Origin of the sequence: Paenibacillus helianthi (genome assembly GCF_001909055.1) — a bacterium.
Classification (GTDB): domain Bacteria; phylum Bacillota; class Bacilli; order Paenibacillales; family Paenibacillaceae; genus Paenibacillus_AQ; species Paenibacillus_AQ helianthi.
Genome location: NZ_LVWI01000043.1, coordinates 26,545 through 45,216 on the forward strand (window position 1 = coordinate 26,545; position 18,672 = coordinate 45,216).

Annotated in this window: 15 protein-coding genes; 5 read left to right on the forward strand and 10 right to left on the reverse strand. The window is 53.0% G+C overall.

Annotated features, from left to right (window positions below):
• The first annotated feature begins 242 nt into the window (after window positions 1-242).
• From A3844_RS15870 to A3844_RS15880, 3 genes are read left to right on the forward strand one after another with little or no spacing between them, the layout of a single operon-like run.
• Window positions 243-1,259: an ABC transporter ATP-binding protein gene (locus tag A3844_RS15870; RefSeq protein ID WP_074100477.1), complete on the forward strand. Its 1,017-nt coding sequence runs from the start codon at window positions 243-245 to the stop codon at window positions 1,257-1,259.
• Between the two features lie 6 nt (window positions 1,260-1,265).
• Window positions 1,266-2,084, forward strand: coding sequence for an ABC transporter permease (locus A3844_RS15875; RefSeq protein WP_244169785.1), 819 nt, complete (start codon window positions 1,266-1,268; stop codon window positions 2,082-2,084).
• An 18-nt stretch (window positions 2,085-2,102) separates the two neighbouring features.
• Window positions 2,103-2,900: an ABC transporter permease gene (locus A3844_RS15880; RefSeq protein WP_074087247.1), complete on the forward strand. Its 798-nt coding sequence runs from the start codon at window positions 2,103-2,105 to the stop codon at window positions 2,898-2,900.
• A 170-nt stretch (window positions 2,901-3,070) separates the two neighbouring features.
• Here A3844_RS15880 and A3844_RS15885 read toward each other — a convergent pair whose 3' ends face one another.
• The 5 genes from A3844_RS15885 to A3844_RS15905 form a co-directional block, all read right to left on the reverse strand.
• Complete coding sequence (locus A3844_RS15885; RefSeq protein WP_074107884.1) at window positions 3,071-6,073, reverse strand: efflux RND transporter permease subunit; 3,003 nt, start codon at window positions 6,071-6,073, stop codon at window positions 3,071-3,073.
• 267 nt (window positions 6,074-6,340) lie between these two features.
• A complete protein-coding gene (locus A3844_RS15890; RefSeq protein ID WP_074100474.1) occupies window positions 6,341-6,664 on the reverse strand; it encodes an L-rhamnose mutarotase in 324 nt (107 codons plus the stop codon).
• Between the two features lie 308 nt (window positions 6,665-6,972).
• Entirely contained in the window at window positions 6,973-8,133 is a 1,161-nt protein-coding gene (locus tag A3844_RS15895; protein ID WP_074107885.1) for an ABC transporter permease, read from the reverse strand.
• Window positions 8,126-9,295, reverse strand: coding sequence for an ABC transporter permease (locus A3844_RS15900; protein ID WP_074107886.1), 1,170 nt, complete (start codon window positions 9,293-9,295; stop codon window positions 8,126-8,128). Before A3844_RS15900 ends, A3844_RS15895 begins: the two co-directional genes overlap by 8 nt.
• A gap of 19 nt (window positions 9,296-9,314) precedes the next feature.
• Window positions 9,315-10,250: an ABC transporter ATP-binding protein gene (locus tag A3844_RS15905; RefSeq protein WP_074087253.1), complete on the reverse strand. Its 936-nt coding sequence runs from the start codon at window positions 10,248-10,250 to the stop codon at window positions 9,315-9,317.
• Window positions 10,251-10,418: 168 nt separating this feature from the next.
• Between A3844_RS15905 and A3844_RS15910 the strand changes: the two genes are divergently transcribed.
• Window positions 10,419-11,582: a sensor histidine kinase gene (locus A3844_RS15910; RefSeq protein ID WP_083606879.1), complete on the forward strand. Its 1,164-nt coding sequence runs from the start codon at window positions 10,419-10,421 to the stop codon at window positions 11,580-11,582.
• A 41-nt stretch (window positions 11,583-11,623) separates the two neighbouring features.
• The gene (locus A3844_RS15915; protein ID WP_074087255.1) at window positions 11,624-12,280 is read left to right on the forward strand and encodes a response regulator transcription factor; all 657 of its coding nucleotides are present in this window, start codon (window positions 11,624-11,626) and stop codon (window positions 12,278-12,280) included.
• 84 nt (window positions 12,281-12,364) lie between these two features.
• Here A3844_RS15915 and A3844_RS15920 read toward each other — a convergent pair whose 3' ends face one another.
• The 5 genes from A3844_RS15920 to ftsE form a co-directional block, all read right to left on the reverse strand.
• Complete coding sequence (locus tag A3844_RS15920) at window positions 12,365-13,684, reverse strand: PDZ domain-containing protein (RefSeq protein ID WP_425270606.1); 1,320 nt, start codon at window positions 13,682-13,684, stop codon at window positions 12,365-12,367.
• Window positions 13,685-13,785: 101 nt separating this feature from the next.
• Complete coding sequence (locus A3844_RS15925; protein WP_074107888.1) at window positions 13,786-15,255, reverse strand: S41 family peptidase; 1,470 nt, start codon at window positions 15,253-15,255, stop codon at window positions 13,786-13,788.
• 182 nt (window positions 15,256-15,437) lie between these two features.
• Window positions 15,438-16,751: a murein hydrolase activator EnvC family protein gene (locus A3844_RS15930; RefSeq protein ID WP_074100468.1), complete on the reverse strand. Its 1,314-nt coding sequence runs from the start codon at window positions 16,749-16,751 to the stop codon at window positions 15,438-15,440.
• A gap of 62 nt (window positions 16,752-16,813) precedes the next feature.
• The gene (ftsX, locus tag A3844_RS15935) at window positions 16,814-17,728 is read right to left on the reverse strand and encodes a permease-like cell division protein FtsX (protein WP_074087258.1); all 915 of its coding nucleotides are present in this window, start codon (window positions 17,726-17,728) and stop codon (window positions 16,814-16,816) included.
• Window positions 17,718-18,404, reverse strand: a complete 687-nt coding sequence (gene ftsE, locus A3844_RS15940; RefSeq protein WP_074087436.1) for a cell division ATP-binding protein FtsE — start codon at window positions 18,402-18,404, stop codon at window positions 17,718-17,720. The genes ftsX and ftsE overlap by 11 nt, the downstream gene beginning before the upstream one ends.
• Window positions 18,405-18,672 lie beyond the last annotated feature (268 nt).

Below are 18,672 nucleotides of genomic sequence, written 5' to 3' on the forward strand. Positions count from 1 at the left end.
ATCAGAACAAAATGAAACCTGCTAAAAGGAGCAGCCTAGTTAAGCAATGCAGAGGTATACAAAAAATATTAAAGCGGCTAACCCGGGTCTGTAATCCAGCCTGCGGCTAGCCTTTTGTTCATCATTCGTCATAATCTTATAAATTTTTTTACCGTCCGACCTAAACCGATAGTTTTCGACATCAGCCCGGTGCTATATTTGTTTATACGTCTTTGGAAGTTAGGAATGAAGGAGGTCTATACTTGAGTATTATTGAAGCCCGCGGGCTGTCCAAATCGTTCATGCAGGCGGTGAAAGAGCCAGGCCTGGCGGGAGCCGTCAAGCATCTGTTCATCCCGAAGCATATCGAGAAGATCGCAGTGCAGCCGCTGAATCTGAGTGTGGAAGCCGGCGAGACGGTGGCCTATGTGGGGCCGAACGGTGCAGGCAAATCCACCACGATCAAAATGCTGACAGGCATCCTCATGCCCTCTGCAGGCAGCATTTCTGTAAACGGTATCAATCCTTATAAGAAAAGAATGGAGAACGCCGCGCAGATCGGAGCCGTGTTCGGACAACGCACGCAGCTGTGGTGGGATATTCCGATTGTGGAATCCTTTTCGCTGCTGAAGGATATCTATCAGATCCCGGAGCCTGTCTATAAGGCTAATCTGGATCAGTTCACGGAGCTGCTGGGCATGAATGAGTTCATCCATCTGTCTGCGCGAAAGCTCTCCCTGGGTCAACGCATGCGTGCGGACCTGGCAGCCGCCTTACTACATAACCCGCCGATTCTCTATCTGGATGAACCCACAATTGGACTGGACGTTTCCGTGAAGCAAAAAATCCGCGAGTTCATCAAAAAAATCAATCAGGAGCAGCAAACCACCGTTATGCTCACTACCCACGATCTCGGCGACATTGAGGATCTGTGCAAACGGCTGATTATCATCGACCACGGCTCCATCATCTATGACGGGAGTCTTAGCGAGGTCAAATCCCGCTTTGCCAGAAACCGCGTGATTTTCTTCCAAGTGGGCGTGCCGATGCCGGAGCTGTACAATCTGCTCTCACAGACGCCCGGAATGAAGCTGGACCGGCAAAATGAACAGGAATTCTCCGTCTCCTTCGACCGCTATGAATATACGGCCAGTGAAGTGGTCAGCCGGGTGATGAAGCATGGCGAAGTGATTGACTTCCGCATGGAGGATGCCAACATTGAGCAGGTGATCAAAGCGGTGTACGACGGAAACCTGGACCTTAATCAAAAAGGGGAATGAGGAGGTGTGACGGCAGCCATGCCCGTAGTCAAGCTCAAGAAATACCGCAGTATTGCCAACCGATCCTTGCAAAATGTTCTATCCTACCGCTTCTCCTACGTCGTCACTTTTTTGTCCAATGCGATCAATCTGCTGGCGGTTTATTTTTTGTGGGCAGGCATTTATGGGGGCCGCGAGACAGTGGGCGGATACACCTGGGATCAGATGAAAACCTATCTGCTAGTCACTTTCCTGGCCAACTCTGTGCTGTCCTGGTACTCGGAAACTGCGATTTCCGGAAAAATCCTCGATGGCAGCGTTGCCGTAGACTTGCTGAAGCCCATTGATTTTCAAACGGCCCGTTTCTCCGAAACGCTGGGCACAAGCCTGCTGGAAGGCGGTATAAGTACGATTATTCTGGTGATTTTCTCCTTCTTCATTTCCGGCCTGGCCCTTCCCCATTCTGCGCTCGTCTATGTACTGTTCGCGCTCAGTCTGCTGGGGGCCATTGCGGTGAAATTCGGCGTGGTGTATCTGGCAGCCTTGTTGTGCTTCTGGTCCACCGGCTCGATGGGCATTGTCTGGACCCGGATTGCCCTAACCAATCTGCTGTCTGGAGCCTTGGTGCCTTTGGCCTTTTTCCCCGGCTGGCTGGAACGGACAGCACTGCTGCTTCCGTTTCAGAGTATTATTCACACGCCGACTATGATTTTTCTGGAGCAGGCTGGAACCTTGGAGAGTCTGAAGCTGATCGGGATTCAATGCTTCTGGGGAGCAGCGCTCTGGATCGCCGGGAAATTCATGTGGAACTGGGCGGTCCGCCAGGTGACTATTCATGGAGGTTAGGCGGAAGGAGGGGAAACAATGACGTTGTCACGAATGTTCTATCTATATAAAAGACTCTATATCCAGCAGCTAAAAGCGATCCTGGAATACAATAAGGACTTCTACATCTTAATGTGTTCTGCCGCTCTGACCCAGGTGCTTGGGTTTGTGTTCCTGTGGGTGATCTATGACCGGATTCCCGATATTAACGGCTGGCAGTTCTGGGAGGTTACCTTCATGTATGCGATGATTTTTCTGACGGAAGGCATGGGCTCTTTATTCTTCGAGGGCACCTGGCGTTTGGGAAGATTGGTCAATCAAGGCGAACTGGACCGTTATCTGCTGCGGCCGGTGCCAGTTGTGCTTCAGGTCTTCTGTACGGGGATCGGCATTAATGGCCTTGGCAATCTGCTCATCGGCGGAGTGATTATCTGGCAATCGCTGGTTCACAGCCATATCCAGTGGAGCTTCGCCAAAGTGGTTATCCTTATTCTGCTGCTTTTGACGGCGGTTATCATTCGTGTATCGATCAATCTGGCCGGAAACTCGGCGGCCTTCTGGATTCGCAATGCCGGGAATGCCTTTCCGCTGATGGTGCATAATTTGGCCGATTTGGCCAAGTATCCGGTCACTTTGTTTCCGCAGGCAGTGCGGGTGTTTATTTCCACCGTACTGCCATATGCCTTCATCAGCTTCTATCCGGCGACTTACATTTTCGGCAAAAGCGGGTGGAGCGGCTGGTGGATGCTGGCTCCCGTCGTGGCAGCGGGCAGTGCGGCAGCAGCTTATGGCATCTTCCGGTATGGACTCTCGAAATATGAGAGTACCGGCAACTAGGGGCCTCCAAGGAGACACATCGCCTCTTCGGCAGACCTTCCGGATTCCCCCGCATAATTTCATATCGTCCATGCGAAAATATGCCAAAGAGCAGTGCGGAAATCCCGCACTGCTCTTTGTATAGCTTCCTTCTTGGGTCAGGCCGCATTTGCTGATCTGCCAAGACTTGCTTATGCCGCTGCAGCAGCCTTTTGCTTTTTCCGTTCCTTTGCTGATTTGCGGAAGTACAGCAGCTCATAGATGGCCGGTACCACTACCAGCGTCAGCAGAGTTGCTGCAATCAAGCCGCCGATAACGACGATGGCCAGACTCTGCGAGACGATGCTGCCCTGCTCTGTATGACCGAACAGCAGTGGAAGCATGGCACATACCGTAGCGATAGCTGTCATTAGTATCGGACGCATCCGTGTTCCGGCTGCTTCAATGATGGCCTCGCGCACAGTCATATGTGCTTCATTCTGCTTAATCCGGTCGATCAGCACAATCGCATTCGTGACGACGATACCGATCAGCATCAAAGCTCCGAACAATGCGGTGAAGTCAGGGGTTACACCGGAAATAATCAAGGCGACAACGGCTCCGATGGCCGCGAGCGGCAGGGAGAACATAATAGCCAGCGGTGCTCGCAGGGTCTTGAACGTCAAAACCATGATCAGATACACCAGACCGATGGAGATCAGTGCCGTCATGCCAAGGTCGCTGAAGTCTCCGGCCTGATCCGCCGAAGCACCGCCTGCGAACAGCGTTACTCCTTCGGGGAGTGTAATACTGTCCGTTTGTTTTTTGATATCCGCTCCAATAGCCGACACTTTCTTCGGATCGACCTCAGCTGTAATACGCACATAGGGTTTACCGTCCTTATGATAGAGCATGGCTGGCTGATCGGTGACCTCAAGGGTAGCCAATTTCGAGAGCGGCTGCGGCCCTCCGGCGGTCATGATCGTAATATTTTGCAAATCCTGCTGCGACTTCGGTTGCAGCACAGGCTCCAATACCACTCCGGCAGGGGAACCCTCCAGCTCCATTTGCCCCATCGGCACCGGATTCAGCATCGCCGACAGTTGCATGGAAATTTCCTGTGCATTCGCTGCAGCCGGATTCACCTTGAACGCGAACACCGGCTTGGTATCTTCCATGTTGCTGGTGACCTTTTTTACGCCGTCTACCGTTTTTACTTTAGCGGCTACGGACTGGGCGACTGTATTAATGGATGCCAGATCGTCCCCAACAATATCAACATACTCACTGGTCGAGCCTCCACCCATCATGCTGGACTCATTTGCAGTCAGGGTTGCTCCCGCATAGGATTCCTGAAGGCCACGGATATGATCCAGGAACGCCTGTGCATCCGCATCCTTCTTCATCATTACGGTGTATTTCACCTGGGTCAGAGAAGACACTTCGCCCCATTGCGCCGAGTCTGCGCTGTTGCCGGTCATCATGATCACGGTCTCCGCCTGCGGCTGCTTCATCAGTTCCGCTTCCAGCTGTTTGCCCTTCTCCAGCACTTCCTTCACTGGAACATCATTCGGATAGACCAATTGTATGGTTACATTGCTGGCATCGGATGCATCCAGCGCCCCCTTCGGCATAGTAACATAAGCGGCAACGGAACCCACCAGCAGCACCAGACCAAGAGTCAGGGTAATCCACTTGTGGTGCAGATTCCATTCCAGAAAACGGCCGAAGCCTCTGGATGGCTTGTGCTCCTTCAGGGAAGAACTGCGCAGCAGCCAGGAGCTTAACAGAGGGACAACTGTCAGCGCCACTACCAGTGAAGTTAACAGGGAGTAGGTCACCGTCAGCGCGAACGGCAGCAGGAAGGCTTGCAGGCTTCCGTTCAGCAGACCCATGGGCAGGAATACAGCAACTGTAGCTATAGTCGATGTAGTGATGGCCCTTGCAACCTCGCGGGTAGCGCTGATAATCATGTCGATGGAGAAAGGCTCTTTCTGCATCCTGCGGTGAATATTCTCAATAACGACAATACTATCGTCGACCAGCCGCCCGACTGCGACGGCGACACCACCCAGCGTAACAATGTTCAAGGTAATGCCGGAAACGTCCAGCAAGTATAGAGTAACCGCCAGCGACAGCGGAATGGATACCGCCGTGATCAGCGTAGCGCGCACATTGCGCAGGAAGATCAGAATGACAATCGTCGCAAATAATGCACCGAGCAGCACTTCACGCATCATACTGTTGACGGAGGTGACAACCATATCCGCGGTGCTGAAAATGACGGCAACCTCAGCATTTTTGTTCGATTGGGTCAGGTCTTTCGCAACCTCGCGCACCTTATCGCCCACATCGACTGCATTGGCATTCGCTTCCTTGGTGATGATGGCGAACAATACATCCTTCCCGTTCGAGCGGCTGACACTTTCCTGGTCGGTCACCGCTTGAACAGCAGCTATATCCTGCAGGGTTACACCTGAGGCGACCGGCAGCTTTTTCAGTGTGTCAATGCTGTCTATGGAGGAAACCACATTTACATTCCCCGTCTGTCCGCCAAGGGTCTGCTCCCCAATCGAAGCTGATACGCTGCGTCCCTGAAGCAGTCCCAACACCTGGGATGTGGCAACGCCCTTTGCAGCCATCGCCTTTGGATCAAGCTTCACATGGACCTGCGGAGCCGTTTTGCCGTATAGGGCTACGTTCGCTACCCCATCGATTTTTTGCAGTTCAGGAATGATCTTATCTTCAGCAAGCTTCAGATTGTCCTTGGTCATCCCTTCGTCGAAGGACATCGTGAGCTCGGAGATCGGAATCATAGAGGTGTTCAGCTGTACAATGAACGGGTCCATGACGCCTTCCGGGAAATGCAGTGCGCGGACAGCCTTTTCAACCTCCTGCGCCGCATCCTTCATATTGGTTTTGCCGTCAAAATAAATATCCACCTTCGCATAGCCATCACCGGAAGTAGACATCTGCTCGGTTTTGCCCTTCACGACTGAGGTTGCCGCCTCAATCGGCTTCGTCACATTCGCCTCCATAGAATGCGCATCCTGGCCCGGGCCGAGCGCCGTAACGGTAATCTGAGGATTATCAGCCTCCGGCATAAACTCCATGGGCAGCGAAGTATAGCTGAGTATACCCACCACCAGCGCCATGACAACCAGGAGGCCTACTGCCCCCTTATTGCCGAAAGACCACTTTGTTAACCATGTCATTTCTCTTTTCCCCTTCCACTTCTGTATGAATTGGTTTCCGTGTGCCTGATCTTTATGTATTGCTGTCTTAGCTAAGTGTAGAGCCTTCGGGTGGTCTCCAAAACCTCCCGGCGAAGGGTTTCTCTCTCGGTCTCTAGTCGGGGTTCTTCCCCTTCCGGAGACAGAGCAGCCGGGTGCAGCGGTAAATGCATACAGCAAAAAAAAGCCCTCCTTCCTTCGAAGGAGAACTCATTACCCGCGTATAGTTCATAAACAGAAAAGATAGCCTTACTCCAGATAAAACACTTCACGCAGCGGAACCATCGGGTTCTCCTCATTGAAATCAAAGGAGCCTTCAACCATCTCCGACGTAATGGCGTTCCATCTGTTGCAGGCATCACTCTGGGCAATGTAGGCAAAAGCCGCTTCTGTGTCCTTGCATTCAAAGCAATAGAAAAACTGATTGCCATTCTGAAAAATTGAATAATTCGTAATTCCAGCTTTGGAATGCTCCTCCAGAATTTCCGGCCAGGGATTCAGGTGCATCTGCACATACTCCTCCAGGCACTCCTCCTTCACCCGCCAGGTCCAAGCCAATTTGTTGCTGCCCATGATCTCATCCTCCTACACATTTTGTGAACATACCAGATTCCATTCGTAAGGATAAACTTAAGTTCTATGAAGTATTACTTCCTGACTATTCTTCGTAATACAGCTTGCATCGGAAGCTTCTCTTAGGTTAGTTAATGTCTACTTCGTAACTGCCAACAATATGGTACCGCTTACATATTTTTTATGCAACACATTTCTGGTGAGCTTTGCAAGTACTATAAAAGACAGCAAAAGAAATCAGCCTGCCGCTCCGGCGAATGGCCGGATATAGCAGGCTGATCTATAACGCTTAGGCATCAAATACTGGCCTATGCACTGATTCCCGTCTCGTTCGGACGAAGAATGGCGGAGCCAATTGCCAGCAGAACCGCGGCCATAAGGCCCAGGATGGCAAACGGCAGCCACAGCTCATTCCACCCGCCGCCGGTTGCGGCGATATCCACTGCCTGGATCGCCCATTTCTGCGGCATGAAGTTGGCTGCTTTTTGCATATAGTCCGGCATCACTGAGAGTGGCCAGAAGCAGCCGCCCAGCATGCAGGTCGGTGTAAGAATAAGCGCGTTCAGCATGCCTGCGTTGCGCGGATTGCGGACCAGCCCGGCTACTGTGCTGGCAATACCCATGGATACGAGCATAAATGCGGCAAGCACCAGGAAATACAGATATGCGGGAACCTCATAATCATAGCGCAGCACCCATTTTCCAAGGATCAGCACAACCGCAATCTGGATGACTCCGACCATAAAGCTGCCCAGGAAGTTCCCCAGTGCAATCTCATAAGAACGGACCGGAGCACTGAACATCCGCATCATGGTCCGGCCCCTGCGGTCATCCATAATCAGAGATACTGTGCTTGTCACCAAACTCATGAGGAACATTAAGGTCATCCCTGTAATGACTCCGAGGGTTTCCCGGGGATACAGGTCATAATCCGTACGTGTACTTCCCACATGATGCTGCCCGGCCTGCTTCAGAATTGCACCAAACCCGGCTTCAGCATCCCCCGTTCCTCCGCTGACCGCATGTACGGTTTGTGCGGTTTGGAGCATTTCATTTGCGATCGTATTCACTTTCATTTTGAACATGATCGAGGTTTCTGTCGTTCTAAGCTCATAGATATTCAGCTGCGGCTGCTCTCCATGTGCTAGCTGTGCGGTGTACTCTGCCGGAATCCATATCCCCACACCACCCTCCTGCCCGATAACGCCCTCTTTGAGCGCCGCCTCATCCTTTCGCGGAACAAGCTTGTAGTCCCCGGTATTCTCCAATTCGGCAAGCAAATGCTGCCCTGCTGCTCCTGTATCCCTATTGGTATATAGCACGGTTGCCGAATGGTTTTCCATGCCTCCGGTAACCGATATAATCGCGGCGACCACGATACTTGGCAGCAGGATGTACGTGAGGAACCCTTTGCGGGAGCCGATGGTCCGCTTGACCATATTCCAGGCGATCGTGAATATTTTATTCATGGTAACCCACCTTCCGGTATGAAAAAATCGCTGCACTGAACATCACGAGACAGATTATCGATATAATGAGCAGATTCGGCAATATCTGTGACAATTCTGAATGCAGCATCATTCGGATCACCGCCTGCAACACCCAGTGATTAATAGTAACAGCACCAATGGTATTCACCCAGGCGTCCGGCAACGGGGCCATCCCCCCACTCAGGAATGTCATACATACCGTGATTACACTAATGATACTGCTTGCGCTTGCCGCAGTTTTACTGAATAAACAAATCACAATGGACAGTGTCATGGAAGCGATAATCATCAGCAGACAGAACAGCAGCAGGAGACCCGGGCGATTGCCCCAGTACACGCCGAACAGCCAATCGCTGAGCAGAATAATCGCCAGGCATTGCACAATGGACACGATGCCTACTCCGAGGATTTTACCGATAAACAGCTCTGAGCCCTTGACCGGCATAGAGTTGATACGGTGGAGCGTATGGTTATCCTTTTCACTGAAAAGTGAACTGGTCACCGTGATCCCGCTGTAGAGCAGAAACATAAGCAGCATGGATGCCGCGTAGAATTGGGAAGCCGTATAGGTTCTGCCCCCATTATTCAGATCGCCCAGTTTGACCGCTTCATGATCAGCCGGTAAGGAAGCCGACACCGTCAGCGCCTCTGGCCCCAGTGTTGCCACCGCTGCCTGCTTGTAATTCATTGTGCTCAGGAAGTTATCAAACGCCGTTCCCGCCACCATATTGTCCGTACGGTTCTTGCCAAGAATAAACTCAAGCTGCGCTTTTTTACCGCTCTGCACTTCACTGTCGAAGCCACCCGGAACGATTACTGCATAGCCGTACTTTCCGGCGCGGAGTCCGCTCTCTGCCGCCTGGCGGCTCTCTGCTTCTTGCGGGATAATGACCTTCTGCACCTCCGGCAACTTCAGAAAGGCTGCAATCATAGCCGATGGCCCTGCCCCTTCACCTGAAGGATTAACTACCGCCACCCGCACAGGGTCTATCTTGGCTGCGCCTTTGACACCGACCACCCCCGACAGTGAAGCGCCCAGGAGAAAGATCAGTACCAATGGCAGCAAAAACATATTCAACAGCATAGAGCGTGAGCGGAACAATCTGCGCAGCTCATAGATCATAATGGTCCACGTGTTCATGTAAGTCTTCCTCCTTCCTCTAATCCCGCAGGGTCCGTCCGGTCAGGTTAAGAAACAGGCTCTCCAGATCCGGCTCTTCAATATTCAGGGAAGCAATAATTCCTTCATGCTTCGCAAAGATAAATAAAATATCCTGCAATTGGCTTTGCGAGGAGGGCAAATACAGTTCTACCGTATCTTCGCTGAGTTCAACGCGGCTTATCCCAGGATGCTGGCCCAGCTCCTGGATCAGAGCAGGCGTGATTTGAGATGCTTTTATGACAATCTTTTCTTCATGGGCTACCCGTTCCCGCAGCTCGCTTTCGGTTCCACAGGCAATGATATGACCTTTGTCCATAATCGCTACCCGGTCACAAATGGCGGCTACCTCCTCCATATAATGGCTCGTATAGATCACTGTTGAGCCGAGCTTATTCAGCGCCTTGACGGATTCGAGGATATGATTGCGCGACTGGGGATCAATGCCTACGGTCGGTTCATCCATAATGATCAGCTTGGGGCGGTGCATGATTGAGCAGGCGATATTCAGCCGTCTTTTCATACCGCCGGAGAAGGTGGACGGTTTATCCTTAGCCCGGTCGCTGAGTCCGGTGAAGGCCAGCGCCTCCTCGACCCGTTCCTTCAGCAGCTTGCCGCGAAGACCGTACAGCTTGCCGAAAAAGCTGACATTTTCCGCTGCTGTCATATTTTCATATAAAGCGAGGTCCTGGGGGACGAGACCGATTCGCTTTTTGACCTCTAGCGGCTGGTTCATTACGGATAATCCGTCAATCACGATATCGCCGCCATCTGCCTTGAGCAACCCGCAGATCATGCTGATTGTGGTGCTTTTCCCAGCTCCGTTCGGGCCGAGGAGGCCGAAGATTTCCCCCTCCTGAATGCTGAAATTCACGTGATCCACCGTTAACTTCTGATCGTACCGTTTCACCACATCGGTTAGTACCGCAAATGCCATTCTTCATCTCTCCTGTTCCTTATTGCTTCTATGTCTTCATTGTAGCGCAAGAAAAACGCGGCCGAAGGTACGAAAGGTCATTCTTTGGAGGTGACTAAAGTCATCTCCTGAACCAGCGGATTCTTATGTTAAGATAAACATACCAACCCTATAAAGGATGACCTCCCTTTGACCAGAGAATTGAATGTTGTGCGCTATGCGCTTATTATCATCCCTGCACTAATTGCCATCTATCTGTATGACTATGCCGACTATGAGCTGTTCACCCTTCATTTTCTGCTGCTCCTGCTGATCGTGACTCTGGGCAAGCGGCTCCCGGGTCTCCTTACCGCGCTAGCCGCCGGTGTTGAATGGCTCTATACGGCCTGGCTGTGCCAGCATTACGGGGCGCTGATGATTTTCCCGGCTATTTCGGCACTGCTCTATTACTCCCGACTGGAGCGCAGGCCGGTAGTGCTTGTCTTCTTCGCTCTCCATCTGGCGGCAATCAATACAGCACTTAGCGGATCCGATCCACGGGTGTGGGTCTATACGAACCTCACCTTCCTGCTATCTGCCACCTTGAACAGGTTATTGCTGAGATCGGGAAGGGGGCGCGACGAGACCCTATTCCTCTATGATGAGCTGCGCAAAAAACATTTCCAGTTGGAAGAAGCCCGCAGCCGGCTGCTGCAGTTCAACTCCCAGATCGAAGTGGCCGCGCAAGCGGAGGAACGGGTACGGATCGCACGTCAACTGCATGACGACATCGGCCACCGCCTGATCCGGGTCAAAATGATGACCGAGGCGGCCATCCACACCCTGCCGCATTCCTCGGAGACGGGGATGGAAATGATGAATCAGATCCGGGACCAGCTCTCGGCAAGTATGGACGATATGCGCGCCGCTGTCCGGCGGATTAACTATGGCTCTCAGCTTGAAGGGGCTTACGCACTGGACCGGCTGCTGGAGGAGCTTGGCCGTCACACGGGCATTGAAACCTCCTACCAGGTGCAGGGCATGCCTTATCCGCTGTATCCCAGCGTTCAGGTTACACTCTACAAAAATGCCCAGGAAGCTCTAACCAACGCTCTTCGCCATGGCCAAGCTACTGCAGTATGGATCAAAGTATCGTATAGCGGACACGAAGTGGTAATGGAGGTGGGCAACAACGGAGAGCGCCCGCAAGACAACCCTCTTGCGAAACTCAGAGGCACGGGCGGCATGGGCCTGCAGGGAATGACGGAGCGGACCCGTCTGGTGCGCGGAACGCTGGAGTTTCAGCTTGAACCGGAATTTGCGGTAATTACCAGAGTTCCAATGCACAGGCCGCCCGAAAAGCTTCCCCAGTAAACTTTTCACAGACCATTCTGCCTAAAGGAGACAGACCTCTTATGATCAAAGTAGTTATTGTTGATGACGATTCATTTATCCGCGAAAGTCTCAAAGTGCTCGTTGCGCTGGACCCGGACATTGAGGTGGCAGGCGCTGCCGGAGATGGCGATGAAGCCCTCTCTTTGCTGAAGCAGCTTCCTCATACCGATGTGGTACTGATGGATATCCGGATGCCCCACTGCGACGGTGTCGAAGGCACAAAATTAATCAAGGCATCCTTCCCAAGTACCTCCGTGCTGATGCTGACGACCTTCGACGACGATGAATACATCATTGAAGCGCTGCGGAACGGAGCAAGCGGGTACTTATTGAAGAATATTCCGCCGGACCGGATCATCCAGGGTATCAAAACCGTGCATGAGGGCAATCTGCTCATTCATCCCGACATCGCCCGCAAGCTGGCGGGTTTTCTGCAGCCGGCTGCGCGTCCGAAAGAGGTTCCGGCCCGGACACTGGTATCGTACGGACTGACCAAGGCCGAGCTGGCTGTGGTGTCCTCGATTGCAGAAGGCCATACCAACAAGGAGATCGCCGCAGAGCTTTTTTTAAGTGAAGGTACGGTCAAAAATTACATCACCGATATTCTCAGCAAGCTGGGCCTCCGTGACCGGACCCAAATCGCCATCTTCTATTGGAAGAATCAGCGGGAACTATAATTTCGAAAAAAGGCCTGTGCGCCCTGAATATCAGGGAACACAGGCCTTTGGCTTGGTTCGATGGAGTATGCACGTGTAAAAAGGCTAGACGCCGGCGGATTCCTGGTTGGGCTCTACAGTTTCGCCTTTGGCACGTCCCAGCCTCGCTGACGGCTGGCTCCGGCGGCCTTCTCCAGTCTTCATGGAGATGATACTGAAGATGCTGGACGGCTTGGCCTCTGCGGTGACCGAGCCGTCCGGCTCCGGTACCAGTATGATGCCGAGCTGATGATGGTCGCCATCATAGATCGCTCGCTGGAGGTACTTGCTCTCGCCTTCGCGGTTCTGCACCTCCAGCTTGCAGAACGCGGGATTCATGCGCAGCGCCTCATGCAGCTGCGCGGCATCGGTCAACAGAACCCCGTTGACCTTCAGCAGGATCTCGCCCGGCAGGATGCCCAGCTCCTGCGCAGGGCTGTCCGGCAGCACGGCCAGCACCTTGCGGCCGGCTGCGGGGTGCACGAAGAGGGGGCTTAGACTGCGCTCCTCCAGAGCGCTGTACCAGCCCAGAGCTTCGTGCAGCAGCACCGCCGCGAGCGCCGCGAGCACGGTCAGCGGGCTCCACCAGGCGGCAAGCCCGCTTAACGCCAGCAGGATGATGCTGTACAACAGCAGACGTCCTGCTGTGCGGGCGCTCTTACGCCCGGGCAGCATGCCCTGGGTCATCTCGCTGAAGCCGATGATGACCGGCAGGGACACCAGGCCCAGCCCGCCGCCCAGCAGCGGGTGCCAGGGCAGATCCCCGATTCCTGCGCCCGAAGGTATCAGCAGGAACAGCGGCAGCGGCCAGAAAGCCTGCAGCTGATAGCCGCCAACCACCTTGCCGCGCTTGCCTTTGAGAAAGAGTGGCGTGGCCAGCCTTGCGCCTTGCCACCGCGCCAGCAGCGCTTCGGCCAGATGCAGCAGTGCAGCCAGCACCAGCAGTGCGGGGATATCCATCTCACGCAGCGCGGTGGCGATGGTACCTGCTGGTCCACTCTGCAGGATACCCGGAAAGAACGACAGGACAAATTGGATGATTCCAAGCAAGCCTATGGAATAGGCAAAACACAAATAACGAACACGAAAGAGCATAAGCACCAGACTGGTGACCCAAATACAGGCCACTGCTGTACCCGTGAGCGAAATCCCCAGGGCCACAGCTGCAAGAGAAACGACGAGACCCATAACGAGACCACTCCATACCGTTCGCCAGGTCTCCTGCCCCCAGCTGTGCAGCTTCACATGGATCAGCTTCCGTTCAAGCGCTATCTGTCTGCGGTAATAAACAGCAATAAAAAGGATTGCAATATAGTAATAGGGCTGTATCAGCAAATGTACAACTGCTGTGCCCCAGCTTGTAAGCAGTTCCGGCATTTCATTCAAACCGTTCGTCACACTCCTTTACGTCCGGGTGGTGATGATCTGCAGCGTTTAGCGCCCAGGCCTATTAAGGTTTTAAAAAAAGAAGGCTGGAATCAGCCTTCTTACTTTTTCGACGACGATGCCTGAATTTCCTTCTGAACCTCGGTAATTCCCTTGTTCAGCTGATTGTCATTCACCGGGTCCTGAATTACTTTGATTAGCGCGAGCTCCAGTGATTCGGCGGTCTTCGCATCAATGCTGCCGGTCACCTTCAGCTTGGACGCACTCTGGAATTTCTTCACCGCATCCTTCGTTGCGGTATCGAAATATCCGTCCTTCCGTCCCGGCTTGTAGCCCAGACCGTCCAGCATCGTCTGCGCGCTCTTCACATCCGCGCTGTTCATGTTGTATTGCAGGGTTACGCTTTTGTTAATTGGCGCTACTGAGAAATAATCCGGCTGGGCCACCGCAATATCCGGCTTGATGCCCTTGCCGTGAATCCATGTGCCGTTTGGCGTCAGCCATTTGGCAATGGTAATCTTCAGCAGGCTGCCGTCACCAAGCTGCTTGTCGAAGCTGGTCTGGACTGTGCCTTTGCCAAAGGAGTTTTCTCCGATCAGCTTGGCTCCTGCAGATTGCTGCAGAGCTCCGGCCAGAATCTCCGAGGCACTTGCGCTGCCCTTGTTCATCAGCACGACAACCGGGTAATTTTTGCTTGAGCCTGCAGACTTGCTAACTTCAGTAGGCTTGCCTTTCTGCTCCACCTGAACAATGGCTTTGCCCTTGGCAACGAATTGCTCTGCCATCTCAATTACTACCGGCAGTACACCGCCCGGATCATTACGTACATCAATGACGAGGCCCTTCATGCCCTGTTTTTCCAGCTTGCCAAGCTCTTCCTCGAAACGCTTGGCAGTATTCATGGAGAATTGGGTCACCCCGATGATGCCTACGCCATCCTTGCCAAGCTTGGCGTATACCGTTTCCAGCTTCACATCGTCGCGGGTAAGGACAAATTCAAGAGGTTCCGCAGATCCGGTACGCTGAATCTTTAAGGTAGCCTTGCTTCCCTTAGGCCCGCGGATTTTGGCTACCGCAGCATTCAGCTCCTTGCCTTCGAGCGTTTCCCCATTGACCGACAGAATCACGTCTTTGGCCTGGAGTCCGGCTTTCTCGGCGGGAGAACCCTTAATCGGGGATACGATGACGACCTTGCCGTTATCCGAGGAGACCTCCGCTCCGATACCAGAGAACGAGCCTTCAATGCTCTCCTCGAACTTCTCAGCGGTTTCCTTGCCCATATAATTCGAATACGGGTCGCCCAGTGCCTCCATCATTCCATTGACGGCACCGTCGATCAGCTTCGTCCGGTCTACGTCCTGGTAATAATAGCCCTCTATGAGGCTCATCGCGGTTCCTAGCTTCTGCGACTCTTTCTCCTGCAGGCCGCCAGACGGTACGACCGCTGCTGCCGCACTTTCACCCGCGGCTTGTCCGAATATATCCGCATAGCCGGTGACGCCCAAAGTCAGCAGGCTGCCGCACAGCAGGGCGGCGACGATCATAAACGCCGCTGTGCTTTTCTTCAACATGATGTTCCCACCGTCCCTTCTTGTCCATCTTATGAAGCCCAAGACACAGCCGTTCTGCAAAGAACGGTATCTCTTCCAGTATATGCCGCAAAGTTAATTAATATTTATTATTAAGCTGAACTTTAGATTTTCATATTAGGGTATAGTCGTAATCCAAGTTCATCTTATCTCGTTCCGCAGCCCTACAGGTAAGGCATCGGATCCACCGGTTTGCCGTCAATCCGCACTTCAAAGTGCAGATGCGGACCGGTGACGCGGCCGGTTGCGCCTGATTCAGCGATGGTCTGGCCCCGTGACACCCGGTCACCTACACTAACCTTAATGCCACCCTCGCGGATATGACCATAAAGCGTCCATACCCCGCCGCCATGGTCGATTACTACGGTATATCCATAACCGCTCCACCATTCAGCCACAATGACCGTACCGGAGTCGGCAGCATGGATGTCCGTCCCTTGCGGAACTGCAAAATCCGTACCGGTATGCATTTTGCCTACTTCACCCGTGACCGGATGTGTACGGAGCCCATAGGGTGAAGAAATCCGCACCGCTCCCACAGGAAGCAGGAATGGCCCGCCTCCACCGGCATAATCGGAGGACTCCCCGCTGCTGGCCGAACTTGAACCTGAATCGCTGCTGGCCGCGCGGGCTTTGGCTGCCGCGGCTGCGGCAGCGGCTCTGCGCGCAGCTTCAGCTTTGGCAGCGGCCGCTTTGCGTGCAGCTTCTTCCGCTTTGATCTGGTCCTTCTTATTCTCAAGCAGCGAACGAGCGCTGGCCAGTTGCACCAGCTTCGCATCCTGCTCTTCCGTAAGACCGTCCGATTCCTGAATTTCCTTGTCATAGTAGGCGATAAGCTCCTGCTTCTCCGCCTCCTTCTCCTTCAGCACACTGCGCTGGGACTCCAGATCCGTGTACAGCTGCTTGGCTTGGGCGTATTGCCCTTCGAGCTCCTGTTTCTTGGCAATGACCGTCTGCTTGTCCAGCTTGTGTTGCACCAGGAGGTCCTGATCCTGATCCACTATCATTTTGAGCGAATCCGCCCGGTCCAAGAAATCGGAAAAGCTTGTCGAAGAGAGCAGCACATCCAAGTAGGAGACCGCACCGTCGGTATACATTAGACGGACCCGCGATTCCAGCAGCTTCTCACGGGACGCCACACGCGCTTCTGCCTCATCCAGCTCGTTGGCTGTGACGGTAAGCGATTTCTCCGTGCTGGTGATTTTGCCGGAAATATCGGTCATCTCACCTTTGACCTGAACAATTTGATCCAAAACATACTGGAGATTAAGATTCGTCTTATTCAAATAATGCTTGGCTTCCTGGTTGCGTGAAGCCGCCTTATCCTGCACGGCCTTGGCATCCTGGACCTCTTGCTGCAGCTGCTTCAGCTGCTTGTCGATTTCTGCGACCGTGGTTTTTTTGGCATATCCGTCAGAGGGTTGGAATAGCGTGACAGCCAGCAACACTGCGGTCAATCCGGCAGCAATCTTCTTCAACTCGCACTCCCCGTCCTTTGTCTTGTATGATAGTCAGCTTCACCTTGATGCTGGACCAGACACTATACTTTCAGGAACTTGCGGATCGATACGGTACTTCCCCATACACCGATCAGCACGCCCAGGCCAACGAGCAGCCCGCAGAGCAGAACCCAAATATCTTCGAACCGGATCAGCTGCAGCCCCAGCATTGGATCTCCCTCCACGGAAGCCACGAGACTGCTATAGCCTACATAAAGTGCTCCTGAGGTGACCAGCGAACCGATCAGTCCAATCAGTGCTCCTTCAATAAAGAACGGCCAGCGGATAAAATAATTCGTCGCACCCACCAGCTTCATAATCCCGATCTCCTTGCGGCGGGCAAGAATCGTAACCCGGATCGTGTTGGAGATCAGGAACATCGACATCAGCGCCAGTCCGGCTACAAAAATAAACCCGATGTTGCGTACCGCCTTCGTCACTTTGAAAAGTGTTTCTACTGAGCCCTTGCCATAATTCACTTTATAAATCGGCTGTTCTTTATGAGTTTTGTTGAGTGCTTCTATCTTCTCCGCCACAAACGGAACCGTTGTCGGCTGGATGACCTCTACCAGCAGCTTGTCCGGCAGCGGATTGTTGTCTTCATCAAAGCCTTCCAACAGCTCGGCGGCATCCGGTCCCATATCCTTACGGAAGTCCTTCAGCCCCTGCTCCTTGGAGACGAACGTCACCTTGCTGACCTCCGGCATGCTGCCGATTTCATTTTCCAGCGTTTCACGCATCTTTTGGTCGGTATTCAGGGTAAGATGCACGTTGATCTGCACCTGGCTGTCCGCCTTGTTAGCGACAGCGTTGACATTAAGCACCAGCAGTATAAAGACACCAAGCACGAATAGGGAGACGACAATGGACGTGATGGAAGCCACCGACATCCAGCCGTTGCGGAATACGTTTTTGAAGCCTTCCCGCACATGCCGCAAGAAGGTTTTAAAACTCATAACCATATTCCCCTCTCACTTGGTCTCTGACGATATTTCCGTTCTCGATAGCCAGTACACGCTTGCGCATTTTGTTGACGATATCCCTGTTATGTGTCGCCATAACAATGGTTGTCCCGCGAAAATTAATTTCGTCCAGCAGCTGCATGATTCCCCATGATGTCTCGGGGTCGAGGTTGCCGGTAGGCTCGTCCGCAATAATGACGGCAGGGTTATTGACAATCGCCCGGGCAATGGCAATCCGCTGCTGTTCCCCGCCTGACAGCTGCGAGGGCTCACGGTTCGCTTTGCTGCGAAGGCCGACTAATTCGAGCACTTCAGGGACGCGTTTTCGGATCACCTTCTTCGGAGCTTCGATAACCTCCATCGCAAACGCAACATTCTCATAGGCCGTCAGCTTCGGCAGCAAACGGAAATCCTGGAAGACTACCCCGATGTTCCGGCGGACATAAGGAATTTTGCGCGGCTTCAGCTTGCCTATATTGAACCCGCCTACCGAGATCTGGCCCTTGGTCGGCGTTTCTTCTCTATAAATTAATTTCATAAACGTTGATTTGCCGGCACCGGACGGCCCGACGACGTATACGAACTCATTGCGGTCGATCTTGACGGATACGCCTTGAAGCGCATGGGTTCCGTTCGGATAGGTCTTCCACACATCCTGCATTTCGATCACTTCATCACTTCCCGATTCTGACATATTCCGCTGCAAACCGCAGAAGCTTCCATAAACTGCATGAATACCGCAGGCGTATCTATTGTAACAAATCCGTTACTGCTTGAGTACCCGAAAGTTTTTCGGATATCGCACATATACATAAAAAGAGTCCATTACCATCTGAAAAACTGTATTTCTTCGTAATATAAAACAGGTCTCTTCGCCGGTCCTCCCTATTCATATATATCGGCTATAAAGACCGTTCGTTAAGCCTGTCACCCCTGGC

Bases quoted from the DNA above. Each gene is read 5' to 3' on its own strand.
- A3844_RS15915 (WP_074087255.1), top strand. From the start codon at position 11,624: ATGATCAAAGTAGTTATTGTTGATGACGATTCATTTATCCGCGAAAGT.
- A3844_RS15925 (WP_074107888.1), bottom strand. From the start codon at position 15,255: ATGTTGAAGAAAAGCACAGCGGCGTTTATGATCGTCGCCGCCCTGCTG.
- ftsX (WP_074087258.1), bottom strand. From the start codon at position 17,728: ATGAGTTTTAAAACCTTCTTGCGGCATGTGCGGGAAGGCTTCAAAAAC.
- A3844_RS15890 (WP_074100474.1), bottom strand. From the start codon at position 6,664: ATGGGCAGCAACAAATTGGCTTGGACCTGGCGGGTGAAGGAGGAGTGC.
- A3844_RS15880 (WP_074087247.1), top strand. From the start codon at position 2,103: ATGACGTTGTCACGAATGTTCTATCTATATAAAAGACTCTATATCCAG.
- A3844_RS15895 (WP_074107885.1), bottom strand. From the start codon at position 8,133: ATGAATAAAATATTCACGATCGCCTGGAATATGGTCAAGCGGACCATC.
- A3844_RS15885 (WP_074107884.1), bottom strand. From the start codon at position 6,073: ATGACATGGTTAACAAAGTGGTCTTTCGGCAATAAGGGGGCAGTAGGC.
- A3844_RS15905 (WP_074087253.1), bottom strand. From the start codon at position 10,250: ATGGCATTTGCGGTACTAACCGATGTGGTGAAACGGTACGATCAGAAG.
- A3844_RS15900 (WP_074107886.1), bottom strand. From the start codon at position 9,295: ATGAACACGTGGACCATTATGATCTATGAGCTGCGCAGATTGTTCCGC.